The following is a 23590-nucleotide window of genomic DNA, read 5'->3' as shown; positions in this document are numbered from 1 at the left end:
CTCCGGTCGTTCCCGGACGCTTGTCACTCGTTTACCCCCTTTGTGGAGCCGGCGCTCAGGCGCTGCTCCCACCCCTTCCCTGGCGGCTATAGCGGCGTGGTCCCACCTGATCCCATCCCGAACTCAGAAGTGAAACGCGCATGCGCCGATGGTAGTGTGGCTCAAGCCATGCAAGAGTAGGTCACCGCCAGGGGCTTTATCCTAAAAACCCGGTCTCGTTGAGGCCGGGTTTTTTCTTGTTGCTGTCGTGCCCAGCGGGCACGACCCGCAACAGGTCACCGCCAGGGGCTTTATCCTAAAAACCCGGTCTCATTAGAGGCCGGGTTTTTTGCTTGGCCTGCGGGAGCCACCATGGCGGCGAGAAGCCCACGAAGCGGTGTAACAGCGAGACAAGTTCCCATCGCCAGCAGGCTGGCTCCCACCAGACAAGCTTACTTCGCTGCCATGGCGGCACCTACGCGGATGGGCTGTCGTGTGGCCGATTTGTCGCTTCGGGCGTTCCCATTACGATGCATCCGCCCTTACGACCGATCGGCTACAGTAGGCCCATGTATCTACAGACTTTCGGACTTCGCGAACCGCCGTTTGGCGACGCACCGGATCCGCGTTTCGCGTGTCTGTTCGCTCGCGAGCGCGAGATCCTGGCGCACGTGGAATACGAGGTCGGCGCCGGTCCTTCGAGCGTGACACTGGTGACGGGCGAGCGGGGTATCGGGAAGACGCTGCTCTGCATGCTGGTGGAAGCCGATGCACTGAGCCGGGGAATTCGCGCGGTCCGCCACGGCGAGGGCGACTATGCGCTCGAGACCATAGCCTGGCTGCGTTCGCTGTATGCGGGGTTTGGCCTGCCGCTGCCCTTGAGCGCCGAAGCGAATACGCAGGATCATCTCGTCGACGGCCTGGCGACAGGCCTTGGGCGCCTGACGCACCATGTGAACCACCGCTTCCTCTGGATCCTCGACGATGCTGAGGAGCTCTCCGACGATGATCTGGACATCGTCATGCGCTTGCTCGTCGCCTGTGAGAAGGCCGGCGCACCGTTCCATATTCTGCTCGCGGGCGAGCCATCGCTCCGCGAACGGCTCGTCGGACCGGATGCTCCCGAACTTGCTTCCCGTATCCGCAGCCGGCTGCCGATGGGGCCGCTCAACGGTGAAGAAAGCGAGCGCTATGTCCGTCATCGTCTCCATGTGGCAGGCACGACGCAGATGCCGTTCAGCCGTCTGGGGCTGCGCAGCCTGCGCGATGACGGCAAGGGCAATCCGCGCCGGTTGAACACACTGGCTCATCGCGCGCTCGAGCGCGCGGCCGAGCGGGGCGAGCGTTCGATCGGCGAGCGCGCCTTGTCGTTCGTGGTGCGAGAGGCACTGCCGCAACACGCTCAGTACTGGCTGCGCCGATTCCGCAAGCCGATCCTCGTCGCCGGCATCCTGGCCGCGGTTCTGTTTGTCGGTGGCGCGGCGACTTGGTTCCTTACGGGGCACAGTCCTTCGCGCCCCAAGAGCCTGGTAACCGCCACACCGGAACAGGCCCTGGAGAAATTCAAGGACGCACTCCCGCCGCCCGATGTGGGTAAGGTCCGGGTTTGGGGGGAACTGCTCGCGCGCTGGCAGATCACCTCGAAGGAAACGTCGGTCGCGAACGCAATCAACTGCGATGCGACGATTTTCCCTGGCTTCGCCTGCGTGAGCGGCCGCGGGTCGCTGGACCAACTGCGTCGCTTCGACCGCCCTATCGTTCTGGAACTCGACGAGACGCACGCGAAACAGCAGGTGTTGCTGGTGGGCGCGGGCGATGAAGCGGTCCGCTTGTACCTCGGTGGAAAATACGTGGAACTGACTCGGGAAGCGTTCGCTCAGGTGTGGAGTGGTCGCTTCTATGCGGTGTTTCGCGTCGATCCCGCCATGCCCTTGAAGCTGGCCCGCGGCGACACGGGCGAAGGGCTGGCCTGGATTCTCGCGCGTCTTCCGCGCGATCCGGGTGCGCCGACAGCCACTCAGCCGACGAGCTTCGATCGCTCGGTGGAGGCTCGCGTTCTCGGCCTGCAGCAGCGCTTCGGCATCGCGGCCGATGGCGTGGTCGGCCCCGAGACGATGTTTGCGCTTTCGTCACTGGAGACGGATGGCCCTCATCTGGCGCGTGGCGTCCCCTGAGCATGTTCGTCCAGGTAGACACCCGTCGACGGTCGCGGCTTTCCTGGGCGACGATGCTCGTCGTCATCGTTTGTGTGGTCAGTTTCGTGGCGCTCGCGCTGGCCGGTCCCGATGAGCGTCGCTCGATCATGCTCCACTGGGGCACGGTGCCTGCCCATCTCTTCGGGACGGGGCTGCCGTTGTGGGAGCAGTTGAGCGACCCCGCCCTGTTGCGCCTGTTCACCGCCATCTTCATTCACGGCGGCTGGTTGCATCTGCTGAGCAACCTGCTCTTCCTCGTGATCTTCAGCCTTCCCGCAGAGCGCAGCCTCGGTTCGCCCCGGTTCCTGCTGCTTTTTCTGCTCGGCGGCGTGGTCGCGAACCTCATCGGTGCGATTTCGCTCACTGGGGTGCGCGTGGCGATCATCGGATGCAGCGGGGCGGTCTCTGCCGTGGTGGGTGCCTATGTCACCTTGTTCCCGCGAGCGAAGCTGGGCCTCGTGTTGCCGTTGGGCCTGTATCTCGAATTCGTGCGCGTGCCGGCATTCCTGCTGATCGGCATCTGGGCGCTGGTACAGTTACTTTTCAGCTACGCGGGTGCGAGCTACGGTGCGGTCGTGTGGTGGACGCACATCGGCGGGTTTCTCTTCGGGATCGTCTTCGCGCTGTTCTCGCGGGGCGCCATCGCCCGTCGCTTACGCGGCTGAGTATTCCCGCGGCGCGAGCAGATGCTCCTGCACGAAACCACGTAGCAACAGGGTCGCGTCACGCGTCGGGACGACGGCGGCGAGCATCGCGTCGGGCGCTTGACCCTCTTGCCGTAGCACGTCGTGCTTGCGCCGAATGTACGCGCGCATGACTTCCGCCGAAAACTCGGGATGGAATTGCGTGCTCACTGCGTGCTTGCCGTAACGCACCAGGTGATGCGGGTCTCGGTCCGACCGCGCGAGCGAAGTTGCCCCCTTCGGTAATTCCAGCACGCTCTGCTCGTGTGTCGCATGGGCATGGAAGGCGGCGGGCAACCGCGCGCCGAGTGGATCGGCCGCGGCATCGGCGTGCGCTTCGATGCGTATCGTGCCCATCTCGCGCCCACCCGGCAGGTAGTCCACGCGCCCGCCAAGCGCATGTGCCATCAACTGATGGCCGTAGCACACGCCGAGCATCGGCAGATCGATGTCCATGGCGTGGCGAATCCACCCCGCCGTGCGTTCGCTCCACGGCAGTTTCTCGGTGACCATCGAGGCAGAGCCGGTGAGTACGGCTCCTGCGCACTCATCGGGATCGGGCAGATGATCGCCGTGCTCCACGTCCACCACCTTTACGTGGGGCTCGCGCAGGCGAAGACCGAGACGGAACCAACGCGGGAAGTCGCCGTGGCGCTGGCTGATGACCTCGGGCGCGCGGCCGGTGCGAATGATGAGAACGGGCTTCATGGCTGATGACTATCGTCGATGTCGGTCGGCGGGAGAACGTTGAGTACTTCACGCACGGTGGTGAGTCCGGCGGCGACCTGCATGGCCGCCGAGATACGCAGGGGTTTCATGCCTTCGTGCAAGGCTTCGGCACCGAACCGGCCGAGATCGAGGTCCGCCGAGATCAGCGAACGCAAGCGCGTAGTCATCGGCATCATCTCGTACACGCCGGTGCGTCCGAGGAAGCCAGTCTTGCGGCATTCGAGGCAACCGACGGGCTCGTAAACCCGTTCGGGCACCGGCACGTCCCAGCCATGTGTCAGCACACGCCATGCATCCGCATCTTGCGTTGTGACCACCTTGCAATGCGGACAGAGGGTGCGTACCAGACGCTGCGCCACAACACCCGAGAGCGTCGACTGGATGAGGTAATGCGGCACGCCCAGATCGAGCAGGCGAGTGACGGCACTGGGCGAGTCGTTCGTGTGCAGCGTCGAGAGCACCAGATGGCCCGTGAGCGACGCCTGCACGGCCATCTGCGCCGTCTCAAGATCGCGAATCTCGCCGATCATGATGATGTCCGGATCCTGGCGCAGCAGGGTTCGCACGCCCGCCGCAAAGTCCAGGTCGATGGACGGCTGGACCTGCATCTGGTTGAGGTCGGGCGACACCATTTCGATCGGGTCTTCGACCGTGCAGACGTTCAACTCGGGTCGCGCGAGATGTTTCAGTGTGGAATAGAGGGTGGTGGTCTTGCCCGAGCCGGTGGGGCCGGTCACCAGCACGATGCCGTGCGGGCGTTCCACCATGCTGCGCCACACGCGATCTTCCTCGGCGGAGAAACCGAGCTGAGCGAAGTCCTTCATCACGAGGTCGGGATCGAAGATACGCATCACCACCTTCTCGCCGAAGGCGGTGGGCATCGTGGAGATACGCAACTCCACTTCGCGGCCACCGGCGGAGCGCGTCTTGATGCGACCGTCCTGCGGACGCCGTTTCTCCGCCACGTCCATGCGCGCGAGGATCTTCACGCGCGCGGTCACCGCGGTCATCACGGGCGGCGGAAGCTCGAACACCTTCTGCATCACGCCATCGATGCGGAAGCGCATCTGTCCGGCATCGCGGCGCGGCTCCAGGTGAATGTCGGAGGCGCGTTGTTCGAAAGCGTATTGCAGCAGCCAGTCCACGATGTGGACCACGTGTCGATCATCTGCACCTACTTCGCCGGTCTTGCCGAGTTCCACCAACTGTTCGAAGTTGATGATCTTCGACGGCTCGCTCCCCTTGGCATCCTGCGCGAGCTGGATCGATCGCTGCACGCCGTAGAACTCGAGCAGGTAGCGGTTGATGTCGATCGGGTTCGACACCACACGACGCACATCGCGGCGGAGCATGTGCGCCAGGTCGTTCGCCCAGCCGGTATCGAAGGGTTCCGCGGTGGCGAAGGTCACCTCCATCGACGACGCGGCCACGGGAAGGATGCGGTGGCGCTGGGCGTACGCGCTGCTCACGGCCTGCGTGGCCTGGGCCACGTTCACCTTCATGGGGTCGATCTTGAGATAGGGCAGGTCGGCCTTGCCGGCCAGCCATTCGACCAGGATTTCGAGGCTCAGCGGCCGCCCGGCTTCACGGCGGTTCTCCGGCTTGGCGTTCGCAATCAGGACCAGAGGGTGCAGCTCAATGGCGGATTTTCCGCCGCGGGAAGCGAGCCGGATGCGCTTGGCGTCGTCGCCGGTGAGGTATCCGTCTACGACGAGCGAGGCGAGCACCTCGTCGAGTTCCAGCCGGCCGCGGCGGCCGAGCAGCGCGCCGGGTTGCGGATTGACTGCCATGGTGGTGCGACCCCGTGTGAATCCTACGCCGCTATACTAGCCCGCTTTCTCAAGGACTCGGGAACCATGTCCGCGCCCACCTTCCAAGACGTGATCCAGACCCTGAACCGCTATTGGGCGGAGCAGGGCTGCGTGCTGGTCCAGCCGCTCGACACCGAGGTCGGCGCGGGAACGTTCCACCCGGCCACCTTCCTTCGTGCGCTCGGACCCGAGCCCTGGGCCGCAGCCTACGTGCAGCCCTGCCGCCGGCCCACGGACGGTCGCTACGGCGATAACCCGAACCGACTCCAGCACTATTACCAGTACCAGGTAGTGCTGAAGCCGAATCCGGACGACATCCTCGAGCGCTACATCGGCTCGCTGAAAGCGCTGGGTATCGATCCGCTGGTGCACGATCTGCGTTTCGTCGAGGACAACTGGGAATCGCCCACGCTGGGCGCCTGGGGTCTGGGTTGGGAAGTCTGGTTGAACGGCATGGAAGTCACCCAGTTCACCTATTTCCAGCAGGCCGGCGGTCTCGAATGCCGTCCCGTCACGGGCGAGATCACCTACGGTCTCGAACGCCTGGTCATGTACCTGCAGAACGTGGACAGCATCTACGACATCGTCTGGACGCATGCCCCGCATGGCGTCGTCACGTATGGCGACGTTTTCCACCAGAACGAGGTGGAGCAGAGTACGTACAACTTCGAGCATGCCAACGTTCCCGAGCTGTTCCATTGGTTCGACGTCTGCGAAGGCGAGGCCGGCAAGCTCATCGCCGCGGGGTTGCCGCTGCCGGCGTACGAGCAGGTCTGCAAGGCCAGCCATGCCTTCAACCTGCTGGATGCGCGTCGCGCCATCAGCGTGACCGAGCGCCAGCGTTTCATCCTGCGCGTGCGCACGTTGGCGCGCAGCGTCGCCGAGGCGTACGTGGCGCAGCGCGAAAAGCTTGGTTTTCCTGGCCTGAAGAACGACAAGGAGGCCGCCCGTGGCCGATAAGCGATTGCCGCTCGTCATCGAGCTGGGCACCGAGGAACTGCCGCCGAGGGCCCTGGACGACCTGTCCGCCGCGTTCGCGCGCGGCGTCGTCGAAGGCTTGGAGAAGCGCGGCGTTGCCGCAGACTTCGCCTCGGCGCAGGCCTATGCGTCACCCCGCCGTCTCGCGGTGCACATCGCCGAGGTGGCCGTGGCGCAGCCGGAACAGACCATCGAGCGTCGCGGCCCGGCGATCGCCGCGAGCCTCGGTGCCGACGGCGAGCCGAGCAAGGCGTTGCTCGGCTTTGCACAATCGTGCGGCGTCGAGGTGTCCGCCCTCGAAAGACTCGAGACCGACAAGGGCGCGTGGTTCGTGTTCCGCGCCGTGAAGCCGGGTCAGCCGACCGCATCGCTGCTCCCGGAGATCGTTACCGAGGCGCTCAAGGCGCTGCCGATTCCCAAGGCGATGCGCTGGGGCGATCGCGACGATACCTTCGTGCGCCCCGTGCATACGCTGCTGATGCTGCATGGTGCCGACATCGTCGAAGGCGAGGTTCTGGGGTTGAAGAGCGGTCGCCAGAGCAGCGGTCATCGCTTCCATCATCCCGCGCCGGTCCACGTCGCCGACGCCGACAGCTGGCTTGAGGCCCTGCGCCATGCGCACGTCATCGCTGATCCCGTCGAACGGCGGCAGCGCGTGCGTGACGAAGTGGCGCGCGTGGCGACCGGGGGCGTGCCGCGACTGTCCGAAGGGCTGCTCGACGAGATCGCCAACCTCACGGAATGGCCGGTGGGCATCGCCTGTACCTTCGAGCGCGCGTTTCTCGACGTGCCGCCCGAGGCGTTGGTCACCACCATGGAGACCAACCAGAAGTTCGTGCCGGTATTCGATGCCGAGGGGCGCCTGACCGAACACTTCATCGGTGTCGCCAACATCGAGAGCCGCGATCCCGCTGAGATCCGCAAGGGCTACGAGCGCGTCATTCGTCCGCGTTTTGCCGATGCCAAGTTCTTCTGGGACGAAGACCTCAAAACGCCGCTCGCCGACCACCAGGAAGGCCTGAAGAACGTTACCTACCAGCAGTCGCTGGGCAGCCTATGGGACAAGACGGTGCGCGTGGCCGAACTGGCGCGTGTCATCGCCAACCGTGTCGGTGTCGACGCGGGCCAGGCGACACATGCCGCGGCGCTGTCGAAGTGCGACCTGCTCACGCGCATGGTTGGCGAGTTCCCCGAACTGCAAGGCGTCATGGGCCGCTACTACGCCACGCGGCAAGGCATCGCGCCCGATGTGGCCGAGGCGCTCGACAGCTTCTACCAGCCGCGCTTCGGCGGCGATGCCATTGCTGCCGGCAAGGTCGGGCAGGTGCTTGCGGTGGCCGAACGTCTCGACACGCTCGCCGGCATCTTCGCCGTGGGACTCAAACCCAGCGGCAACAAGGACCCGTTCGCGCTGCGCCGCGCGGCGCTCGGTCTGGCGCGTACCCTCATTGAGGGCGGGCTGGAGATCGACCTGCGTGCCGCTTTCACCGAAGCCTTCGAGATGGTGCCCGAAGCGGCGCTCGTGGCTGGCGTGAAGCCGGGCAAGGATGGCAAGGCACCGGCCGTGGACATCGGCGCTCGCCGCCGGGAACTCGGCGACGAAGTCGTAGCCTTCGTGCTCGATCGCCTGCGCGGTTACTACGCGGATCAGGGCTTTTCGGCCGACCAGTTCGAGGCCGTGCTCGCGGTGGCGCCGGCCACGCTTCCCGACTTCGATCGCCGTCTGCGCGCGGTCGGCGAGTTTGCGCAACGCGCCGAGGCGGCTAGCCTGGCGGCAGCGAACAAGCGTGTGGGCAACATCCTGCGCAAGCAGGCGGAAGAAGCCAACGCCGCACCCATCCCGTCGAGCGTCGACCCAGCCCATTTCGAATCCGATGCCGAGCGTGAGTTGCACGCGGCCCTGGATGCCGCCCGCGCGGAGACGCGCGACTTGCTTGCACGTGGCGACTACACGGGCACGCTCGCGCGCCTGTCAGCCTTGCAGGGGCCGGTGGATCGGTTCTTCGACGATGTGCTGGTCAACGCCGAGAACCCGGCCGTGCGCGCAAACCGTCTTGCACTGCTCGCCCAGCTGAAAGCCAGCTTCGGCGCCATCGCCGACATCTCGCGGCTGTAATTCCCTCGGCGGTCTTCGGGCGATGCCGACGGCATCGCCCGAAAGACGGGGCTCAAGCGAGTGCCGTACCCTGTTCGTCGTGCACGCGCGACACCAGCGTCCGCCGGAAGGCGACCATTCGATCGGCGTAGTCCGATTCGCCCGAGCGGCCGAGGATGGCGTACATCTCCGCTACGAGGTCCGCGTGGCGCACCGGTGAAAAGCGGCTGCCGGCCATCTCGATATCCGATTGCAGCAACTTCATCGCGGCAGCAAGGCGGGAGGGATCGAGTGCGCTCGTACGCGCGGTCGATACTTCGCGGCTGCGCGTGGATTCGGATGACTCGGTGCGAGCCACGGTGTCTTCGTTGGACCCGTCAAGCATCATCGGTCCTTCGCCTGCGGCAAGCCAGACGAGGGACAGACCCAGCGTCTTCGCCATGGTCACGCAACGGCCACGCGACGGATCGGTGTTCCCGTCGCGCCAACTGCGCACCACGCCCTCCGAGAAGCCGCAGCGACGTGCGATTTCGCTGACGCTCCCCGACATCTTGATGACCGCGCGCACGCGGCTGGCAAAGGAAGACGGCGCTACCGAGGTCTCGGCGCGACCGGTGTCCAGGCCTCCGCTGGCAGCATCGGCCAGGATGGATCCCCGTAAATTGTCGTTCATGCGATTGAAACCTCGTTGATCAAAGACCGCCCCCCGGCGTTGAAGCTCCAACGCGCGAGCCCGGTATCCGGTGTACACGCGCTTCCCTTCGAAAGTCTTTCGCTTGAGAAGTTTCGGAAGGCGGCGATTCAGCGGCCGTCCCGCTGTCCGTCATCGATGCGATATCGCGAACTAATCGCCGGTTTTTTCTAGGAATGTTTCCTAGGGCGAATTCGCAGACATGCCGAAAGTCATGGTTGGCGCCGCCGTAACCGTCGATCCCGACAGTCTTTTTTTCTGCACGTGCACCCATGGCCCTCCCGCGATGGTTTCGAGCGACGGACGCGCGTGAATTTTTCGTGTTGCGAAGCCGCAAGCTCTTACGTATATGTGACGACGCGGCACGCATCGTGCTGCAGGGGGAGTATGCGGCGCTTCTTGGCAAGTGGCCGTTACAAATGGAAAAAAGACACAAGCCGATCGACCCTGGCCTGGTGCCGCCGGGACGGGCGCGGCTTGCCGATGAATCGCAAGAACGTACGACTTCGGAACTTCCAGGGGAGCCACTGAATGAATTTGCGTAACTACCGCACGGCAGCGCTGGGTCGGAGGACGGCGTTGGCCGTCGCTATCGGCCTGGGCACCGTCGCTGGCGCCGCGATGGCGCAATCGAACGTCACCGGTTCGATCTTCGGCCAGGTGAATCCGCAGCAGGGCAATACGGTCACCATCTCCAACCCCGATACGGGCTTCGCGCGATCGATCACGGTCGATGCGAGCGGCCGCTATCGTTTCAGTTCGCTCCCGCCGGGCAGCTACAAGGTCACGCTCGAGAACAACGGCGCCGTGGTGAGCCAGCGCGACAACGTTTCGGTGACGATTTCGGGCGGTTCGGAAGTGTCGTTCGGTTCGGCAGCATCCGCGACCGAGGCCAGCACCCTGGAAGGCGTTTCCGTGAGCGCGACGGCCATGCCGTCGATCGACGTTTCGTCCGTGGACACGCGCACCGTGATCACCGCCGAGCAGCTCAACAAGTTGCCCATCACCCGTGACGTGCTTGCCGCCGCGCTGCTGGCACCGGGCGTCATCGGCAACTCCAGCTACAAGGATGCCCTCGGCAATCCGGTGCCCAGCTTCGGCGGCTCTGCGTCCTCCGAGAACGCCTATTTCATCAACGGCTATGCCGTGACCAACCCGCTGACCTCGATCGGCCTCACCCAGCTCCCGTTCGATGCGATCGATCAGCAGCAGGTGCTCACCGGCGGTTACGGCGCGGAATTCGGCCGGTCCACCGGTGGTGTCATCAACATCGTCACCAAGCGCGGTACCAACGAGTGGCACGGCGGCGTGTACACCATCTGGGAACCGTCCGGCACGCGCGCGTCGCCGCGTAACAACAACTATCCCGACACGGGTTTCTACCCGACGACCGACGGCACGATCTATCAGTACACGAAGAAGAACAATTACTGGCGCTCGACCATTGGCGCCTACGCGAGCGGTCCGCTGATCAAGGACAAGCTGTTCTTCTACATCGATGCCGAAATGAATCGGCGTGAAGGCCAGGGCATCGCCAGCAGTACGACCGCGGGCGCGATCACGGCGGCTACCGTCGGCCGCAACGGTTGGAACGAATACCAGTACAAGATCCCGCGCTGGTTGGCGAAGATCGACTGGAACATCACCGACGATCATCACATCGAACTGACCGGCGTCTCGGACAAGAGCGAGTACACGTCCAAGACCTACGGCTTCAGCTACGCCACGCTCGGTCACGGGCAGACGCAGAACGGCGGCGTCTATACCAAGGACGGCGGCGACCTCTACGTCGGCAAGTACACGGGCTACATCACCGACAACTTCACCGTGTCGGCTTTGTACGGCCAGCAGCGACTGGATCACATCCAGTTGCCGTATCAGTACAACCCGAACTGCCCGCTCATCAGCATCGCCACCGCGCAGGCGCGTGCGCCAGGCCTCAGCTACGGCGGTTGCCAGACCACCTCGGCCGCGGTTCGTGTGCCGGGTGCCAACGACGAAACCAACGGCTGGCGCCTCGATCTGGAATATCGCCTAGGCGATCACGACATCCGCTTCGGCGCGGACCGCCAGGAGGCGAAGTCGTTCACTGGCACCTCGCTCCCGGGCGGCTATAGCTGGACCTATAACTTCCAGAACAATCCGGGCCAGGCGATCGACGCCGGCCACGGCGTGGGTTCACCCGCGGCTGCAGGCGGCCTCGGTACACAGGGCTATTACGTCACCCGCGCGTACACGACCACATCGGCGAAGGTAAAGACGGTTCAGGAGTCGCAGTACATCGACGACCACTGGCAGCTCACCGATCGATGGATGATCTACGCCGGTCTGCGCAACGAGCAGTTCAAGAACTACAACGGCAACAACGAGGTCTACGCGAAGCAGCGCCATCAGCTTGCACCGCGCCTTGGTGTGTCGTGGGACGTCAACGGCGACTCCACGTTGAAAATCTATGCCAACGCCGGCCGCTACCACCTCGCGATGCCGAACAACGTGGCCGTTCGCGCAGCGTCGGGTTCGCTGGGTACGTCGGAGTACTTCAGCTACACGGGCATCGACCCCACCACCGGTGCGCCCACAGGGCTCGTGTCCGTACCGGTCAATCAGGCCGCGGGCTACACGTGTAATGGGACGAACGCCGTCTCCGCGAACCTGGAATGCGGCATTGCGCCGGATCCCCGCACGGTCGCGGCGAAGGGCCTGAAGTCGCACTACCAGGATGAGTACATCGCCGGTCTCGATCAGGCGCTTACCCCTTCGCTCAACTGGGGCGTAAAGCTGACCTGGCGCCAGCTGCGCAGCGCCATCGACGACACCTGCACCCCCGCACTTGGTGGCGCGTGCTTCCTGTTCAATCCGGGCACCGGCAATACCTTCCTGCAGGAGCAGGACGACGGTTCCTTCGTGGCGGTGCACTACTCGAAGGACGCGTTGCAGCTGCCGGATCTGAAGCGCAAGTACTATGCCGTGGATCTGTACCTGGAGCATCCGTTCTCCGACAAGTGGTACGGGCGCATCGACTACACCTGGTCGCGCAGCTACGGCAACACCGAAGGCCAGCTCGCTTCGGACCTCGATACCGGTAACGGTGGCCAGGCTGACGTGTCGGTTACGCAGGACTGGGATCTTCCGCAGTTGATGGTCGGCGCGAACGGCAAGCTGCCTAACAACCGCACGCACCAGATCAAGGCGTTCGGCTACTACCAGCTCAGTGACGACTGGCGCTTCGGTGCGAACCTCAACATTGCCTCGGGCCGTCCGAAGAACTGCACCAGCTTCTATCCGACCGCCGACGCCGGCTTGTACAACGGCTCGTTCTACTACTGGTGCGGTCTCCCCGGCACGCCTGGCTACGAGCGCTCGCCGCGTGGTTCGGCAGGCAACACGCCGTGGACCTACATCGTGAACCTCAACGCGGCGTACACGCCGTCCTGGCTGGACAAGAACCTGACCTTCCAGGTCGACGTGCTCAACGTGTTCAACAAGCAGACGCCGACGTCTTACAACCCGCGCTACGCGCAGTCGCGCTCGACGGTGAACCCCCTCTACGACCGCGAGCTCAATTTCACCGACCCGCGCACTGTGCGCTTCACCGCTCGGTACGACTTCTGATCGATCGGAGGTCGTCGTAGAAAGACAACAAGAGCCTCTGTACGGCACTTCGTACCGGAGGCGATAACCAGCGTCTCCCCAGATCGCCCTCGACCCTCCGGGTCGGGGGCTTTTTTTCTAGGAATGTTTCCTAGGCTGAATTCCTAATGGCGTAGGAATTGCCCGGCCGCGTGAATCGTAAATATCTGAGTGATACAGGAAATTCTCGCGGGTACGCATGATCTTGTCGTGCAACTAATTGCGACGACAGCTAATAAATCGTGAAGTTTTCGTATTGCGTAACGATGACAGCTTCCCGTATATCTCGTTCCGTCACCTGACCCGTGACGTTTGGGGGCGGCGTCCTTTCCGGGATGTCGTTGTATGACCAGAAAATTTTTTGACATCGATCCTAAGAGGGCCGGTTTGCGCCGGTTCGGGATCGTCTTGCCGTCCCACCGCAGCATTTTGCGATGGCGGCTTTCCATGGGGAGAAGCATTCGATGAATTCGCGTCATTATCGCGCCGCGTCTCTGGGGCGTCGGACCGCACTGGCTCTGGCGATCAGCCTGGGTACCGTGTCCGGTGCCGTGTTCGCGCAGTCCACCAGCGGCCGCATTTTCGGCCAGACGGCCGCCGGCGCTGGCGACTCCGTCACCGTGACGAGCGACACCGGCGTTAGCCGCACTGTCAACGTCGGTGCCGACGGCCGTTACGTGGTCGACCAGCTGCCGCTCGGCAACTACAAGGTCACGCTGAACAAGGGCGGTGCCGCCGTCGATTCGCGCGCCAACGTGACGCTTCGCGTCGGTGCGGGTACCGATGTCAGCTTCGGTGGCGCCACTGCCGCCACTGCCGATACGTCGAACCTCGAAGGCGTGACGGTCTCGGCCAATGCACTCCCGTCGATCGACGTCAGCACGGTCGACTCGCGCACGGTCATCACGTCCGAACAGCTTTCCAAGCTGCCGCTGGCTCGCACCGCCGAAGCGATCGCACTGCTCGCGCCGGGCGCCGTGGCCGGTAGCTCGTTCTTCGTTGGCCCGACCGGTAACCCGCTGGTGTCGATCGCCGGTAGCGCCGTCACCGAGAACGCGTACTACATCAACGGCTTCAACACCACGGATCCGCTCAGCGGCTTCGGCGGTATCACCCTGCCGTACGGCGCGATCGACCAGCAGGAAGTGCTCGCGGGCGGCTACGGCGCTGCCTACGGTCGTTCCTCCGGTGGCGTGATCAGCCAGGTCGGTAAGCGCGGTACGAACGAGTGGCACTTCGGTGGACAGGTTCTGTGGGAGCCGAAGGGCACCAAGGCCGACCCGATCAACTACTACAGCCAGATTGGCGCCAACGCCGGTCGCATCTACGATCGCAACCGCGACGACAAGTTCTGGCGCACCACGTATTCGGCCTACGCCGGTGGTCCGCTGATCAAGGACACGTTGTACGTCTTCTTGGCGGCCGAGCAGGAGCGTCGTGAGGGTTCGGTAACGACCAGCACCGCTTCGCCGTTCGTGTACAAGCAGACCTACACCAACCCGAAGTACTACGCGAAGGTCGACTGGAACATCACCGATTCCAACATCCTCGAACTGACCGGCGCTTCCAACAAGCAGAACTACGACGCGTCGATCTACGACTATGACTACGCGACCGGCCAGCGTGGCGACTTCACTGGCAAGGACACTGCCGGTGCACCGCAGAACAAGTCCGGTGCCGACGTCTACAGCGCCAAGTTCACCAGCTACATCACCGACGACCTGACCCTGACGGCCCTGTACGGCAAGATGAAGGGTACGTATTACACCGCGACTGCCGACTCGACCCTGCCGTCGATTCTGCAGGCGAACCAGCAGAACACCGGGCTCACCGGCGGTGGATTCATCACGAACTCCAACCCGTCCGCGCAGATTGCCGATCCGAAGCACAAGTCGACCAACACCAACCTGCGCGTCGACCTGAGCTACCACATCGGCGATCACACGATCACCGCGGGTATCGATAACCAGAAGGTGCTCGACAAGAACGACGGCATCACGACGTCGGGCCCGGGCTACGCCTGGGAATACTGGCAGACGGACGCTGGTACGCCGATCATCGGCACCTCGCCGACCGACGCCGCTTACGTGGCGCCGCCCGGCGGCGACGGCTACTACGTCGCTCGCTACGTCTACAGCACCCAGGCTTCGGTCCGCACGACGCAGCGCGCTCAGTACATCGAAGACGCGTGGCAGGTGAGCGATCGCTGGTTGCTGAAGCTCGGTCTGCGTAACGACCAGTTCACCAACTACAACCAGAACGGCCAGGCCTACCTGCGCCTGACCACGCCGCAGTGGGCGCCGCGCCTCGGTGCCACCTGGGACGTCAACGGCGATTCCAGCCTGAAGATCTACGCCAACGCGGGTCGTTACTTCCTCGCGCTGCCGGCGTCGGTCGCTCTGCGCTCGGCCGGTGCGTCGCTGTACACCCGCGAGTACTTCACCTACACGGGTATCAATCCGGACGGCACGCCGACCGGCCTCACCCCGATCTTCAGCAGCACGGGTGGCCCGATCTCGGCGAACCGCGAGTACGGTATCCCGCGTGATCCGAAGACCGCAGCTGCCACCAACATCAAGTCGCAGTACCAGGACGAGTTCATCCTCGGCTTCGATGCGGCGTTGACCGACAAGTGGACCTACGGCGCGAAGGCCACGGTGCGCAAGCTGCGCAACGCGATCGATGACGTCGGCGACGCGGGTGCGATCGAAGCCAAGATGATCCGTTCGGGTATCGATCCGGACACCATCGGCGACATCCAGGGCAGCTACCTGTTCAACCCGGGCCGTGCGAATACCTTCCTTGTTCCGAACACCAACGGCGGCTTCTACAGCGTCGACATGAACAACAAGGACTTCGGGTTCCCGCACAGCAAGCGTAACTACTACGGCCTCGAGCTGTACCTGGATCACGCGTGGGATGGCAAGTATCAGGTCCGCTTCGACTACGTCTACTCGAAGAGCTACGGCAACTCGGAAGGCCAGGTCCGTTCGGACATTCGTCAGGACACGGTCTCGGCGACGGTCGACTGGGACTATGCGGAAGTCATGCAGTACGCCAACGGCGAACTGGCCAACAGCCGCAAGCATCAGTTCAAGATCTACGGTTCGTATCAGCTGGCTCCGGAATGGCTCGTGTCGGCTAACGCCAACATCGCCTCCGGCGCGCCGAAGAGCTGCCTCGGCTTCTACGGCCCGGGCCAGACCAACCCGAACCTCGGTTACGGCTCGTACTACCACTGGTGCGAAGGTCAGCCGTCGCCTCCGGGTGAAGCAGGCCACAACCCGTGGACCTACATCGTGACGGGCTCGATCGAATACCGTCCGACGTGGGCCGACAGCAAGCTCGGCTTCAACCTCACGGTCTTCAACCTCTTCGACAGCCGTAAGGAAACGCAGATCTACCCGATCCGCGGAAGCACGGCCAAGCCGAACCCGCGCTACGGCGTCCCCCTGTATCAGACCACGCCGCGTTATGCCCGCGTGGGTATCACGTACGACTTCTGATCGGGTAAAGCCGCAAGAAAGCGCTACCAAGCTACAAGAAGAGAAAACCGACGGGCCAAGGACGGCCCGCTCGGCAAGGCCTAGTGCCTCCCCAGATCGCCCCGCGCCTCCCGGATCGGGGCGCTTTTTTGGCGGAACTGTTTCAACTGTAAGCAAATTTCCCTTTGTTCCCGAGCCGTCGAACCCTTCGATGTGCGAACTAGCCGTAAGAAAAACTCCTATCTCCGTGTAAATAATTTGTTGACACGGTGGTCGGCGTACGCCTATGTTCGGCGTCGGCGATGCTGGCAATCCCCTCGCGTTCTTACGCATAGGGACGGTTCAGCGGATGTCATGGCTTGTCGGGAGCAGGTCCACGGGGACCGCGTACCACTCTGGGAGGAGTGGCGCGCAAGGAATATCTCCGAAACGTGCGCCGACGAAGCCTCTTTTTCCGGCTTCGGTCGGTTTTGCTCGTTTTCAGGCCCGGTGAGGGCCGATCTGGGGAGATTTGCAATGAGTTCTCGCAGCATCCGGCAGGCATCCGTCCTGCGTCGTTCCTCGCTGGCGCTCGCGCTCGCGATGGGCATGGGCCTCACGGGCACCGTGTTCGCCCAGGCCACCACCGGTAGCCTGTTCGGTCAGGCCGAACCCGGCGAAACCGTCCAGATCACCAGCTCCACCGGTACGACCCGTACCGCGACGGTCGGTGAGAATGGTCGCTACACCTTCAACAACCTGCCCCTGGGCAGCTACAAGGTCACCCTCATGAAGGGTGGCGCCGCCGTCGACACGCGTGACAACGTCGAGCTGCGCGTCAACGCCGGTACCGAGGTTTCCTTCAACGCTCCGGCCGCCGCGGCAGCCAATGCGTCGAACCTCGAGGGCGTGACCGTCGTGGGCAACGCGCTGCCGCCGATCGACGTCTCGTCTGTCGATTCCCGCACCGTCATCACCCAGACTCAGCTGAAGCAGCTGCCGCTCGGCCGTAGCGCCGAAGCCATCGCGCTGCTCGCTCCGGGCGTGACCGCAGGCGCGACCGGCACGGGTCTCGCGAGCCCGACGGGTCAGGCGCTCGTTTCGTTCGCCGGTTCCTCGGTCAACGAAAACGCGTACTACGTCAACGGCATGAACACCACCGATCCGATCAATGGTTACGGCGGTATCGTTCTGCCGTACGGCGCGATCGATCAGCAGGAGATTCTGACCGGCGGCTACGGCGCCCAGTACGGCCGTTCGGCCGGTGGCGTGATCAACGTCGTGGGTCGCCGCGGTACGAACGAATTCCATTTCGGCGGCCAGTTGCTGTTCACCCCGAAGTGGGCGAAGGCCGATCCGCGCAACATCAATTACGTCAAGGGTTCGCCGGAAGAAGGTGAGCTCTACCAGCGTCGCCAGGACAACAAGGATTGGGAAGCGATCGCTTCGGCCTACGCCGGCGGCCCGCTGATCAAGGACAAGCTGTTCGCGTTCATCGCCGTTGAAGGCGCGCGTCGCGAAGGCACGAACGTCGGTGCGGTCTCCACGACCCGCGTCACGGATTATCGTTACGACGATCCGAAGATGTACGGCAAGATCGACTGGAACATCAACGACAACAATCTGCTCGAGCTGACCGGCGCGTCCTACAAGGACAACTACTCCGGCAGCATCTACGGCTACGACAACGCCACTGGCACGCGGGGTGCGTATCGCAATCCGGCGACGGAAGCCAACACCAAGCAGACGATGTGGCTGGCCAAGTACACCAGCTACATCACCGACAACCTCACGTTGACGGCACAGTACGGCCGACAGAAGACGCAGTTCTACACCAACCCGGCTTCGACCGATCCGAACCTGATCGGCATTATCACGCCCGAGAACCAGAACCCTGCGGCGAATGGCGGCGTGGCCGGCGGTATCGGCAACGCGCAGAACCTGATCCAGGTCGACGATCCGCGGCACGAGAGCAAGGGTTCGAACTACCGTGTCGACCTGAGCTGGGTGCTCGGCAACCACACGCTGTCCTTCGGTATCGACAACCAGTCGACGCAGGATAACGACGACGGCCAGTCGATGTACGGCAACGCCGGCTATGCGTGGGAGTACGGTACGGTCGCCACGGGTCAGACGATTGCCAACGGGCAGGTCACGCCGCCGGTGGGCTCGCCCTACTACGTCGACGAGTATCGTCAGATCACGGCGGCCAGCGTCCGCGTGAAGCAGCGTGCCCAGTACGTCGAAGACAAGTGGCAGGTGAACGACAACGTCCTGCTGTCGATCGGTCTGCGCAACGACCAGTTCACGAACTACAACGGCAGCGGTCAGGCGTACATCACGCAGACCAAGCCGCAGTGGGCTCCGCGCCTCGGCGCCAGCTGGGACGTCTATGGCGACAGCACCTTCAAGGTGTACGCCAATGCCGGCCGTTACTATCTTGCCCTGCCCGCAGCGCCCGCCATCCGTGGGGCATCGGGCTCCTACTACACCCGCGTGTACTACTCGTACACGGGCGTCGATCCCGCCACCGGTTACCCGACCGGTCTCACCCCGCTCAACACGATTCGTGGCCCTGGCGCCGAAATTTCGGCCAACAACGAGTACGGTCAGTCGCCGGATCCGAAGATCGTGACGGCCAAGGGCGTGAGCGCGGAATACCAGGACGAGTTCATCGCCGGCTTCGACAAGACGCTCGGTACGGACTGGACCTACGGTGCCAAGCTGACGTACCGCAAGCTCGGCAATGCGATCGACGACTTCTGCGATACCGGTCGCGTGCAGGATGCCTTCACGGCCGCCGGCTACGACGTCGATACGCAGAACTGGAACGCAGTGGGCTGCTACTTGTTCAATCCGGGTCGCGCGAACACCTTCCAGGTCGGTAACGCCAATGGTGGCTACGATTCGATCACCGTATCGAACAAGGAGCTGGGCTTCCCGCACCTGAAGCGCCACTACTACGCTGCCGAACTGCACCTGACTCGCCAGAAGGGTGACGGCAACTGGTGGGGCACCGTTAGCTACACGTACTCCAAGCTCTACGGCAACAGCGAAGGCCAGGTGGATACCGATGCCGGTACCCGCAGCGACCCGTCGGTTACCCAGGCTTGGGACAACGCGCCGCTCATGGTGTATTCGAATGGCAAGCTTGCCAACGACCACACGCATGCGTTCAAGGCCTATGGCGCGTACCAGATCACCCCGGAATGGATGATCGCCGGCAACATCGCGATTGTCTCGGGTGCGCCGCGTAACTGCTACGGCGGTTTCGGTCCGAACCAGGAAGATGCCGGTTATGGCGTCGAGTCGTACCACTGGTGCAATGGCCTGCCGTCGCCCCCGGGTTCGGGCAGCCGCCTGCCGATGACGCACACGGTATCGCTCAGCTCGGAATACCGTCCGGCGTTCGCAGACCACAAGCTGGCCTTCAGCGTGGAGGTGTTCAACCTCCTCAACGAACAGCAGAAGACCCAGCAGTTCCCGTACTACGGCGTGTCGGATGCTCCGAATCCGCGCTACCGCAGCGCCTATGCGTACCAGACCCCGCGTTCGGTGCGTTTCGGTGTGACCTACGACTTCTGATCCATCGATGTCGCAGGCCAGCGCCACGCCCTTCGGGGCGTGGTCACTGGAAAACGAAAAACGCCACCTTCGGGTGGCGTTTTTCGTAAGCGCGGGAAAAAACATCCCGCAAGATCAAGCGATTGCGCCTTTCCGGCAAATCTGACTGCCAGCTTGCCGACCGCATCGCGAAACCCGATTCCTGTCAGATTCGTCACTTGACTTTTCCAGAGGCGCATTTGCCGGTATGCTCCGACGTTCCCCCCGGAAGCCTTGTGCGCCATGCGCGCGCGTATCTTCCGTGACCCACCAACATTCCGTTCTGTAACGAGGTTCGACCATGCGCAGGATTTTCTTGTCGCTCGCATCCGTGGCCGCATTGGCCCTCGCCGGTTGCAGCGGCGGCTCCGACAACAACGCCCAGCCCGCCGCCGCCGGCAGCAGCCCGGGTAGCAGCGACAACGCGGCACCGGCCAATGCCGTCACCGGTACGGTCACTCTCCGTGACGCCGGTGCGCAGCTCAGTCCGGATGCCAAGCTCGACCTGAAGCTGGTCGACGTCTCGGCCGAGGGTTCGCAGCCGCTGGCCAGCAAGACCATTGCGCCGGTCACCATGCCGCAGTCGTTCCAGCTCGACTTCAATGCGTCGGACGTCAATCCGAACGACATGTACATCATCGAGGTGTCGCTGCAGGACGGCGAGCGTCACTACTCGTCGCCGCTCAAGACTCCTGTGCTGACCAAGGGCGCCAAGAACGTCGCCAACATCCAGCTCGTCGGTGAAGCCACGCCGGGCGAGAAAGAGCTGGCTGGCTACAACAGCGTCAAGAAGAACATCGGCGGCATGAAGGTCACCCAGGGCACCGCGCTGAAGGAAGGCGAGTCGCGCGGCTGGCAGATCTTCAAGAAGGGCAACGACGTCCAGTTCGTCATCGAACTGGTCGACTACGGCGACAAGGGTTTCACCTCGACCAACTACGCGTACCGCGACGGTAAGCCGTGGGTCATCGTGCAGGAGAAAAAGGCCAGCAAGGACGCCAAGCCGACGTCCACCGAGCGCGCGGGCTGGAATGACGCCGGCGAACTTGTGCTGAAGCAGAACGAGTCGGGCGGCAAGGTCGACGTGCTCTCGGACGACGAAGCCAACAACCTGCGCAAGCAGGCCGAAGCGATGTACAGCAAGGCGGGCGGCAAGAAATAATCTCGCTCACATGCGATCGCAGAAACGCCGGCCTCGCGCCGGCGTTTTCTTTTGGCAGCGAATGAGCTGTGTGAAAACTTGCTCCGATGTCGCGCAAGAAAGTACGAGTCAGTACGTCTGTAGGATTACCCCTACAGAGATCAGCGGTAGTGCCTTACAGAACTTGTCGACTCTCAGGAATACGGTTGCGTAGGGGGTACTTGGACCGTTCTACGACTACAGAGAGGCACGCAATGAAGGGTTCGCTTGGAAAGCTCGCGCTGGCCGCTATTTCGCTATTCGGCATCGTTGGAAATGCGTACGCACTTTCGCTCACTTCGACGTCGATCAAATACTTCGACGAGAACGGCGCCATCGTCGGACAGTTTCTCCGGACATGTGAAGCCGTGACTTATCACGGCGGCAACACGCACACCGCTTACACGATCTATGAAGCAACACCTTGCGGTAGCAACCCCTCGCCGCATTACATCGTCCCCGGTACGATCATCACCAACTACACCTTGCCTGGCTTCCTCACGATAAGCGCCGCGTGCGGCCCCGCAGAGTGTGAGCCCGCAGGCATTGCCGAGCCGCGACTGCTGCAAGACAAGGGCTGGACTTTTACCAATCCGTAAAGGGGTAAAAGAAAACGCCGGCTTGATGCCGGCGTTTTCTTTTGATGGAAACACGGGTCAAAGCCCGTGCCGCTTCCAGGCATGAAGCGTTATCAGAACGCCATCTTCAGCCCGAGATTCAGGCCATTGAAGCGCTGGGTGTCGTCGCCGAAGCGGCCGCTGTAGCTGACCCAGCCGCTCCAGGTCTGGTTGAAGTCGGCGCTGAGGCCGAGATCCGCCGTGACCCAGGTCTTGTCGGGCGAGAAGCCCTGCACGCTGAACTCGCCGGACATGTTGGTCAGGCCTGCGGTGACGTAGCGAGCATCGGCGCGACCGTCGTGGTTGTACGCGACTTCTGCGAACGGACGCAGCAGCGTGTTGCCCGACTGCCAGGTGCCCTGCAAGCGCCAGCCGGCGGTTTCGATGCGGGCGTTACGCGTCTGACGGTCGAAACGCATTGCGGTGCTGGTGTCGTTGCGCTCGGTGTAGCCGAACACGCGCAGCTGCTCCCATTCCACCGACGCGAACGGGCCGGTCTTCAGGGAGTCGCTGCCGAACCACCAGCCGCCGCTCAGGCCGGCACCCACGTGCGAACCGTCGGTCTTGCCGGTTTCGGTGCGGCGGGCGGCACCGAGGTCGATGCGACGGTCGATGTCGGTGAAGCTCAGTTGGCCGAAGCTGGCGTAGCCGCCGAAGTAGCCGCCGCCGTTGTGATAGAAGGCGTAGCCCGAGCCGGCGATGTCCTGCATCTTGTAGCCGCCACCGCCCTGGAAGTCCGCCTTGGACTGCGCAACGCCAGCAGCAACGCCGACCGACACGTGGTCGCTGACCTTGGCGTCGGCACCGACCGTCAGGTTGACGTTGTCGCTGTCGGTCTTGGGCGAGGTGTCGGTGGTCTTGAACTTCTGCTGGCCGTAATCGACCGCCGCGAAGAAGCGCGAGTCGGCACCGAAGTTGTCGGCCATCATCTGGTTGCGCAGCGTACGAACGTGCGCGGCGTTGGATGCGAGGCCCGCTTCACCCAGCAGCGAGATCTGCTGCGGCGCGCGGATGATCGAGATCGCGTACTGACCGAGCAGCGCATGTGCGGCATTGGTCGGGTGGATGCCGTCAGCGAACAGGTACGTATTGGCGGCATTCGGATCGCGCAGCGTGGCCGGCGAGCAGGTGATCGAGCTGGCCGTGGTGCATGCCGGCGTCGTGACGTTGGTGAATCCGTAGGTGCTCGGGCTTGCGATCACTTCGTTGAGCAGTGCGTAGGTGTCGATCGGCACGATGCCGCGGTTGGCCTGCGCCAGGCCGCCCGAGAGGATGCCGTTGTAGATCTGGGTCAGCTGGGTGATGCCGGCCGATGCGGCAGCACCCTGCGAGAGCGCGGCGGGCGTCTTGCCGACGTCCGGCAGGTTGAAGACGACGATGGTCTTAGCGCCTGCGGCTTGCAGCGCCTTGATTTGCGCCACTTCGTTCTGCGCGGCGGTCGCGACGACAACCTGCGCGGTTGCCGGGTTGCTGGTGGCGGCGAGCAGATCGTTGGCGCCGATCCACATCGTGTACAGCGCATTCGGGTTGGCCTTGCCGCCGTTCGCGGTCAGGTACTGCTGAATCTGCGTCGACGTGGCCGGGACCGGGTTCGCAATGGCCGCGCGTGCGCCGCCGAACGCGTAGTCGGTGCCGCCCTGGAGCGACGGCGTCAGCGTCAGGTTGAAGTACTTGGCGATGTTCTCGACCGCGACGGTGCCGGGGTTGGTGGTGAAGCGGGAGACGACCGGCGAGCCGGTCAACAGGGCAACGTTGCCGTTGTCGCTGAGGCTGTCGCCAAAGGAGACGACCTGCTGATATCCGTCGGCGTGCGCCCCGGCACTGAAGAGAAGGGCGGCGCCGATGGCACCGGCAAGATGACGAATACGCATGTGGATCACTCCGTGTGTGGGGCGTTAGAGAAACGTTACGTTAATGGAAGCCATACGCAAGCGC

13 protein-coding genes and 1 rRNA gene are annotated in these 23590 nt (G+C 63.5%); 10 read left to right on the top strand and 4 right to left on the bottom strand.

Features of this window, described 5'->3' with window-relative positions:
* The first annotated feature begins 78 nt into the window (after nucleotides 1-78).
* The 3 genes from rrf (at nucleotide 79) to BT115_RS17975 (ending at nucleotide 2839) form a co-directional block, all read left to right on the top strand.
* Nucleotides 79-193 (top strand): 5S ribosomal RNA (gene rrf, locus BT115_RS17985).
* Between the two features lie 355 nt (nucleotides 194-548).
* Entirely contained in the window at nucleotides 549-2153 is a 1605-nt protein-coding gene (locus tag BT115_RS17980) for an ExeA family protein (protein WP_072324005.1), read from the top strand.
* A 2-nt stretch (nucleotides 2154-2155) separates the two neighbouring features.
* Nucleotides 2156-2839 carry a rhomboid family intramembrane serine protease gene (locus tag BT115_RS17975; protein ID WP_072324003.1) on the top strand — a complete coding sequence of 228 codons (684 nt, stop codon included), beginning with the start codon at nucleotides 2156-2158 and terminating at the stop codon, nucleotides 2837-2839.
* Here the strand turns inward: BT115_RS17975 and BT115_RS17970 are convergent.
* The gene (locus BT115_RS17970) at nucleotides 2828-3565 is read right to left on the bottom strand and encodes a glutamine amidotransferase (protein WP_072324001.1); all 738 of its coding nucleotides are present in this window, start codon (nucleotides 3563-3565) and stop codon (nucleotides 2828-2830) included. The genes BT115_RS17975 and BT115_RS17970 overlap by 12 nt on opposite strands.
* Nucleotides 3562-5376, bottom strand: a complete 1815-nt coding sequence (locus BT115_RS17965) for a GspE/PulE family protein (protein WP_072323999.1) — start codon at nucleotides 5374-5376, stop codon at nucleotides 3562-3564. Before BT115_RS17965 ends, BT115_RS17970 begins: the two co-directional genes overlap by 4 nt.
* 66 nt (nucleotides 5377-5442) lie before the next feature.
* Between BT115_RS17965 and glyQ the strand changes: the two genes are divergently transcribed.
* Complete coding sequence (gene glyQ / locus BT115_RS17960; RefSeq protein WP_072323998.1) at nucleotides 5443-6357, top strand: glycine--tRNA ligase subunit alpha; 915 nt, start codon at nucleotides 5443-5445, stop codon at nucleotides 6355-6357.
* Nucleotides 6347-8491: a glycine--tRNA ligase subunit beta gene (gene glyS, locus BT115_RS17955; RefSeq protein WP_177257448.1), complete on the top strand. Its 2145-nt coding sequence runs from the start codon at nucleotides 6347-6349 to the stop codon at nucleotides 8489-8491. The genes glyQ and glyS overlap by 11 nt, the downstream gene beginning before the upstream one ends.
* Nucleotides 8492-8543: 52 nt before the next feature.
* Here glyS and BT115_RS17950 read toward each other — a convergent pair whose 3' ends face one another.
* Nucleotides 8544-9143, bottom strand: a complete 600-nt coding sequence (locus BT115_RS17950; RefSeq protein ID WP_255369468.1) for a helix-turn-helix domain-containing protein — start codon at nucleotides 9141-9143, stop codon at nucleotides 8544-8546.
* Between the two features lie 549 nt (nucleotides 9144-9692).
* On the opposite strand from BT115_RS17950, the gene BT115_RS17945 reads away from it, so the two are divergent.
* From BT115_RS17945 to BT115_RS17925, 5 genes are all read left to right on the top strand, one after another.
* Entirely contained in the window at nucleotides 9693-12773 is a 3081-nt protein-coding gene (locus tag BT115_RS17945; protein ID WP_072323997.1) for a TonB-dependent receptor, read from the top strand.
* 482 nt (nucleotides 12774-13255) lie between these two features.
* Nucleotides 13256-16297, top strand: coding sequence for a TonB-dependent receptor (locus BT115_RS17940; RefSeq protein WP_072324059.1), 3042 nt, complete (start codon nucleotides 13256-13258; stop codon nucleotides 16295-16297).
* 495 nt (nucleotides 16298-16792) lie between these two features.
* On the top strand, nucleotides 16793-19840 hold the full coding sequence (locus BT115_RS17935) for a TonB-dependent receptor (protein WP_072323996.1): 3048 nt from the start codon (nucleotides 16793-16795) through the stop codon (nucleotides 19838-19840).
* A 319-nt stretch (nucleotides 19841-20159) separates the two neighbouring features.
* Entirely contained in the window at nucleotides 20160-21020 is an 861-nt protein-coding gene (locus BT115_RS17930; RefSeq protein WP_072323994.1) for a DUF1481 domain-containing protein, read from the top strand.
* 233 nt (nucleotides 21021-21253) lie between these two features.
* A complete protein-coding gene (locus BT115_RS17925) occupies nucleotides 21254-21637 on the top strand; it encodes a DUF6289 family protein (protein ID WP_072323993.1) in 384 nt (127 codons plus the stop codon).
* Between the two features lie 92 nt (nucleotides 21638-21729).
* Here BT115_RS17925 and BT115_RS17920 read toward each other — a convergent pair whose 3' ends face one another.
* Nucleotides 21730-23526, bottom strand: a complete 1797-nt coding sequence (locus BT115_RS17920) for an autotransporter outer membrane beta-barrel domain-containing protein (protein ID WP_072323992.1) — start codon at nucleotides 23524-23526, stop codon at nucleotides 21730-21732.
* Nucleotides 23527-23590 lie beyond the last annotated feature (64 nt).

The sequence above is a fragment of the Luteibacter sp. UNCMF366Tsu5.1 genome (genome assembly GCF_900119235.1).
GTDB classification, from domain to species: Bacteria; Pseudomonadota; Gammaproteobacteria; order Xanthomonadales; family Rhodanobacteraceae; genus Luteibacter; species Luteibacter flocculans.
Note: the sequence above shows the minus strand (reverse complement) of the source record. Positions and strands in the feature narration are given on the sequence as shown.

Bases quoted from the DNA above. Each gene is read 5' to 3' on its own strand.
- BT115_RS17980 (WP_072324005.1), top strand. From the start codon at position 549: ATGTATCTACAGACTTTCGGACTTCGCGAACCGCCGTTTGGCGACGCA.
- BT115_RS17975 (WP_072324003.1), top strand. From the start codon at position 2,156: ATGTTCGTCCAGGTAGACACCCGTCGACGGTCGCGGCTTTCCTGGGCG.
- BT115_RS17970 (WP_072324001.1), bottom strand. From the start codon at position 3,565: ATGAAGCCCGTTCTCATCATTCGCACCGGCCGCGCGCCCGAGGTCATC.
- BT115_RS17965 (WP_072323999.1), bottom strand. From the start codon at position 5,376: ATGGCAGTCAATCCGCAACCCGGCGCGCTGCTCGGCCGCCGCGGCCGG.
- glyQ (WP_072323998.1), top strand. From the start codon at position 5,443: ATGTCCGCGCCCACCTTCCAAGACGTGATCCAGACCCTGAACCGCTAT.
- BT115_RS17950 (WP_255369468.1), bottom strand. From the start codon at position 9,143: ATGAACGACAATTTACGGGGATCCATCCTGGCCGATGCTGCCAGCGGA.
- BT115_RS17945 (WP_072323997.1), top strand. From the start codon at position 9,693: ATGAATTTGCGTAACTACCGCACGGCAGCGCTGGGTCGGAGGACGGCG.
- BT115_RS17940 (WP_072324059.1), top strand. From the start codon at position 13,256: ATGAATTCGCGTCATTATCGCGCCGCGTCTCTGGGGCGTCGGACCGCA.
- BT115_RS17935 (WP_072323996.1), top strand. From the start codon at position 16,793: ATGAGTTCTCGCAGCATCCGGCAGGCATCCGTCCTGCGTCGTTCCTCG.
- BT115_RS17930 (WP_072323994.1), top strand. From the start codon at position 20,160: ATGCGCAGGATTTTCTTGTCGCTCGCATCCGTGGCCGCATTGGCCCTC.
- BT115_RS17925 (WP_072323993.1), top strand. From the start codon at position 21,254: ATGAAGGGTTCGCTTGGAAAGCTCGCGCTGGCCGCTATTTCGCTATTC.
- BT115_RS17920 (WP_072323992.1), bottom strand. From the start codon at position 23,526: ATGCGTATTCGTCATCTTGCCGGTGCCATCGGCGCCGCCCTTCTCTTC.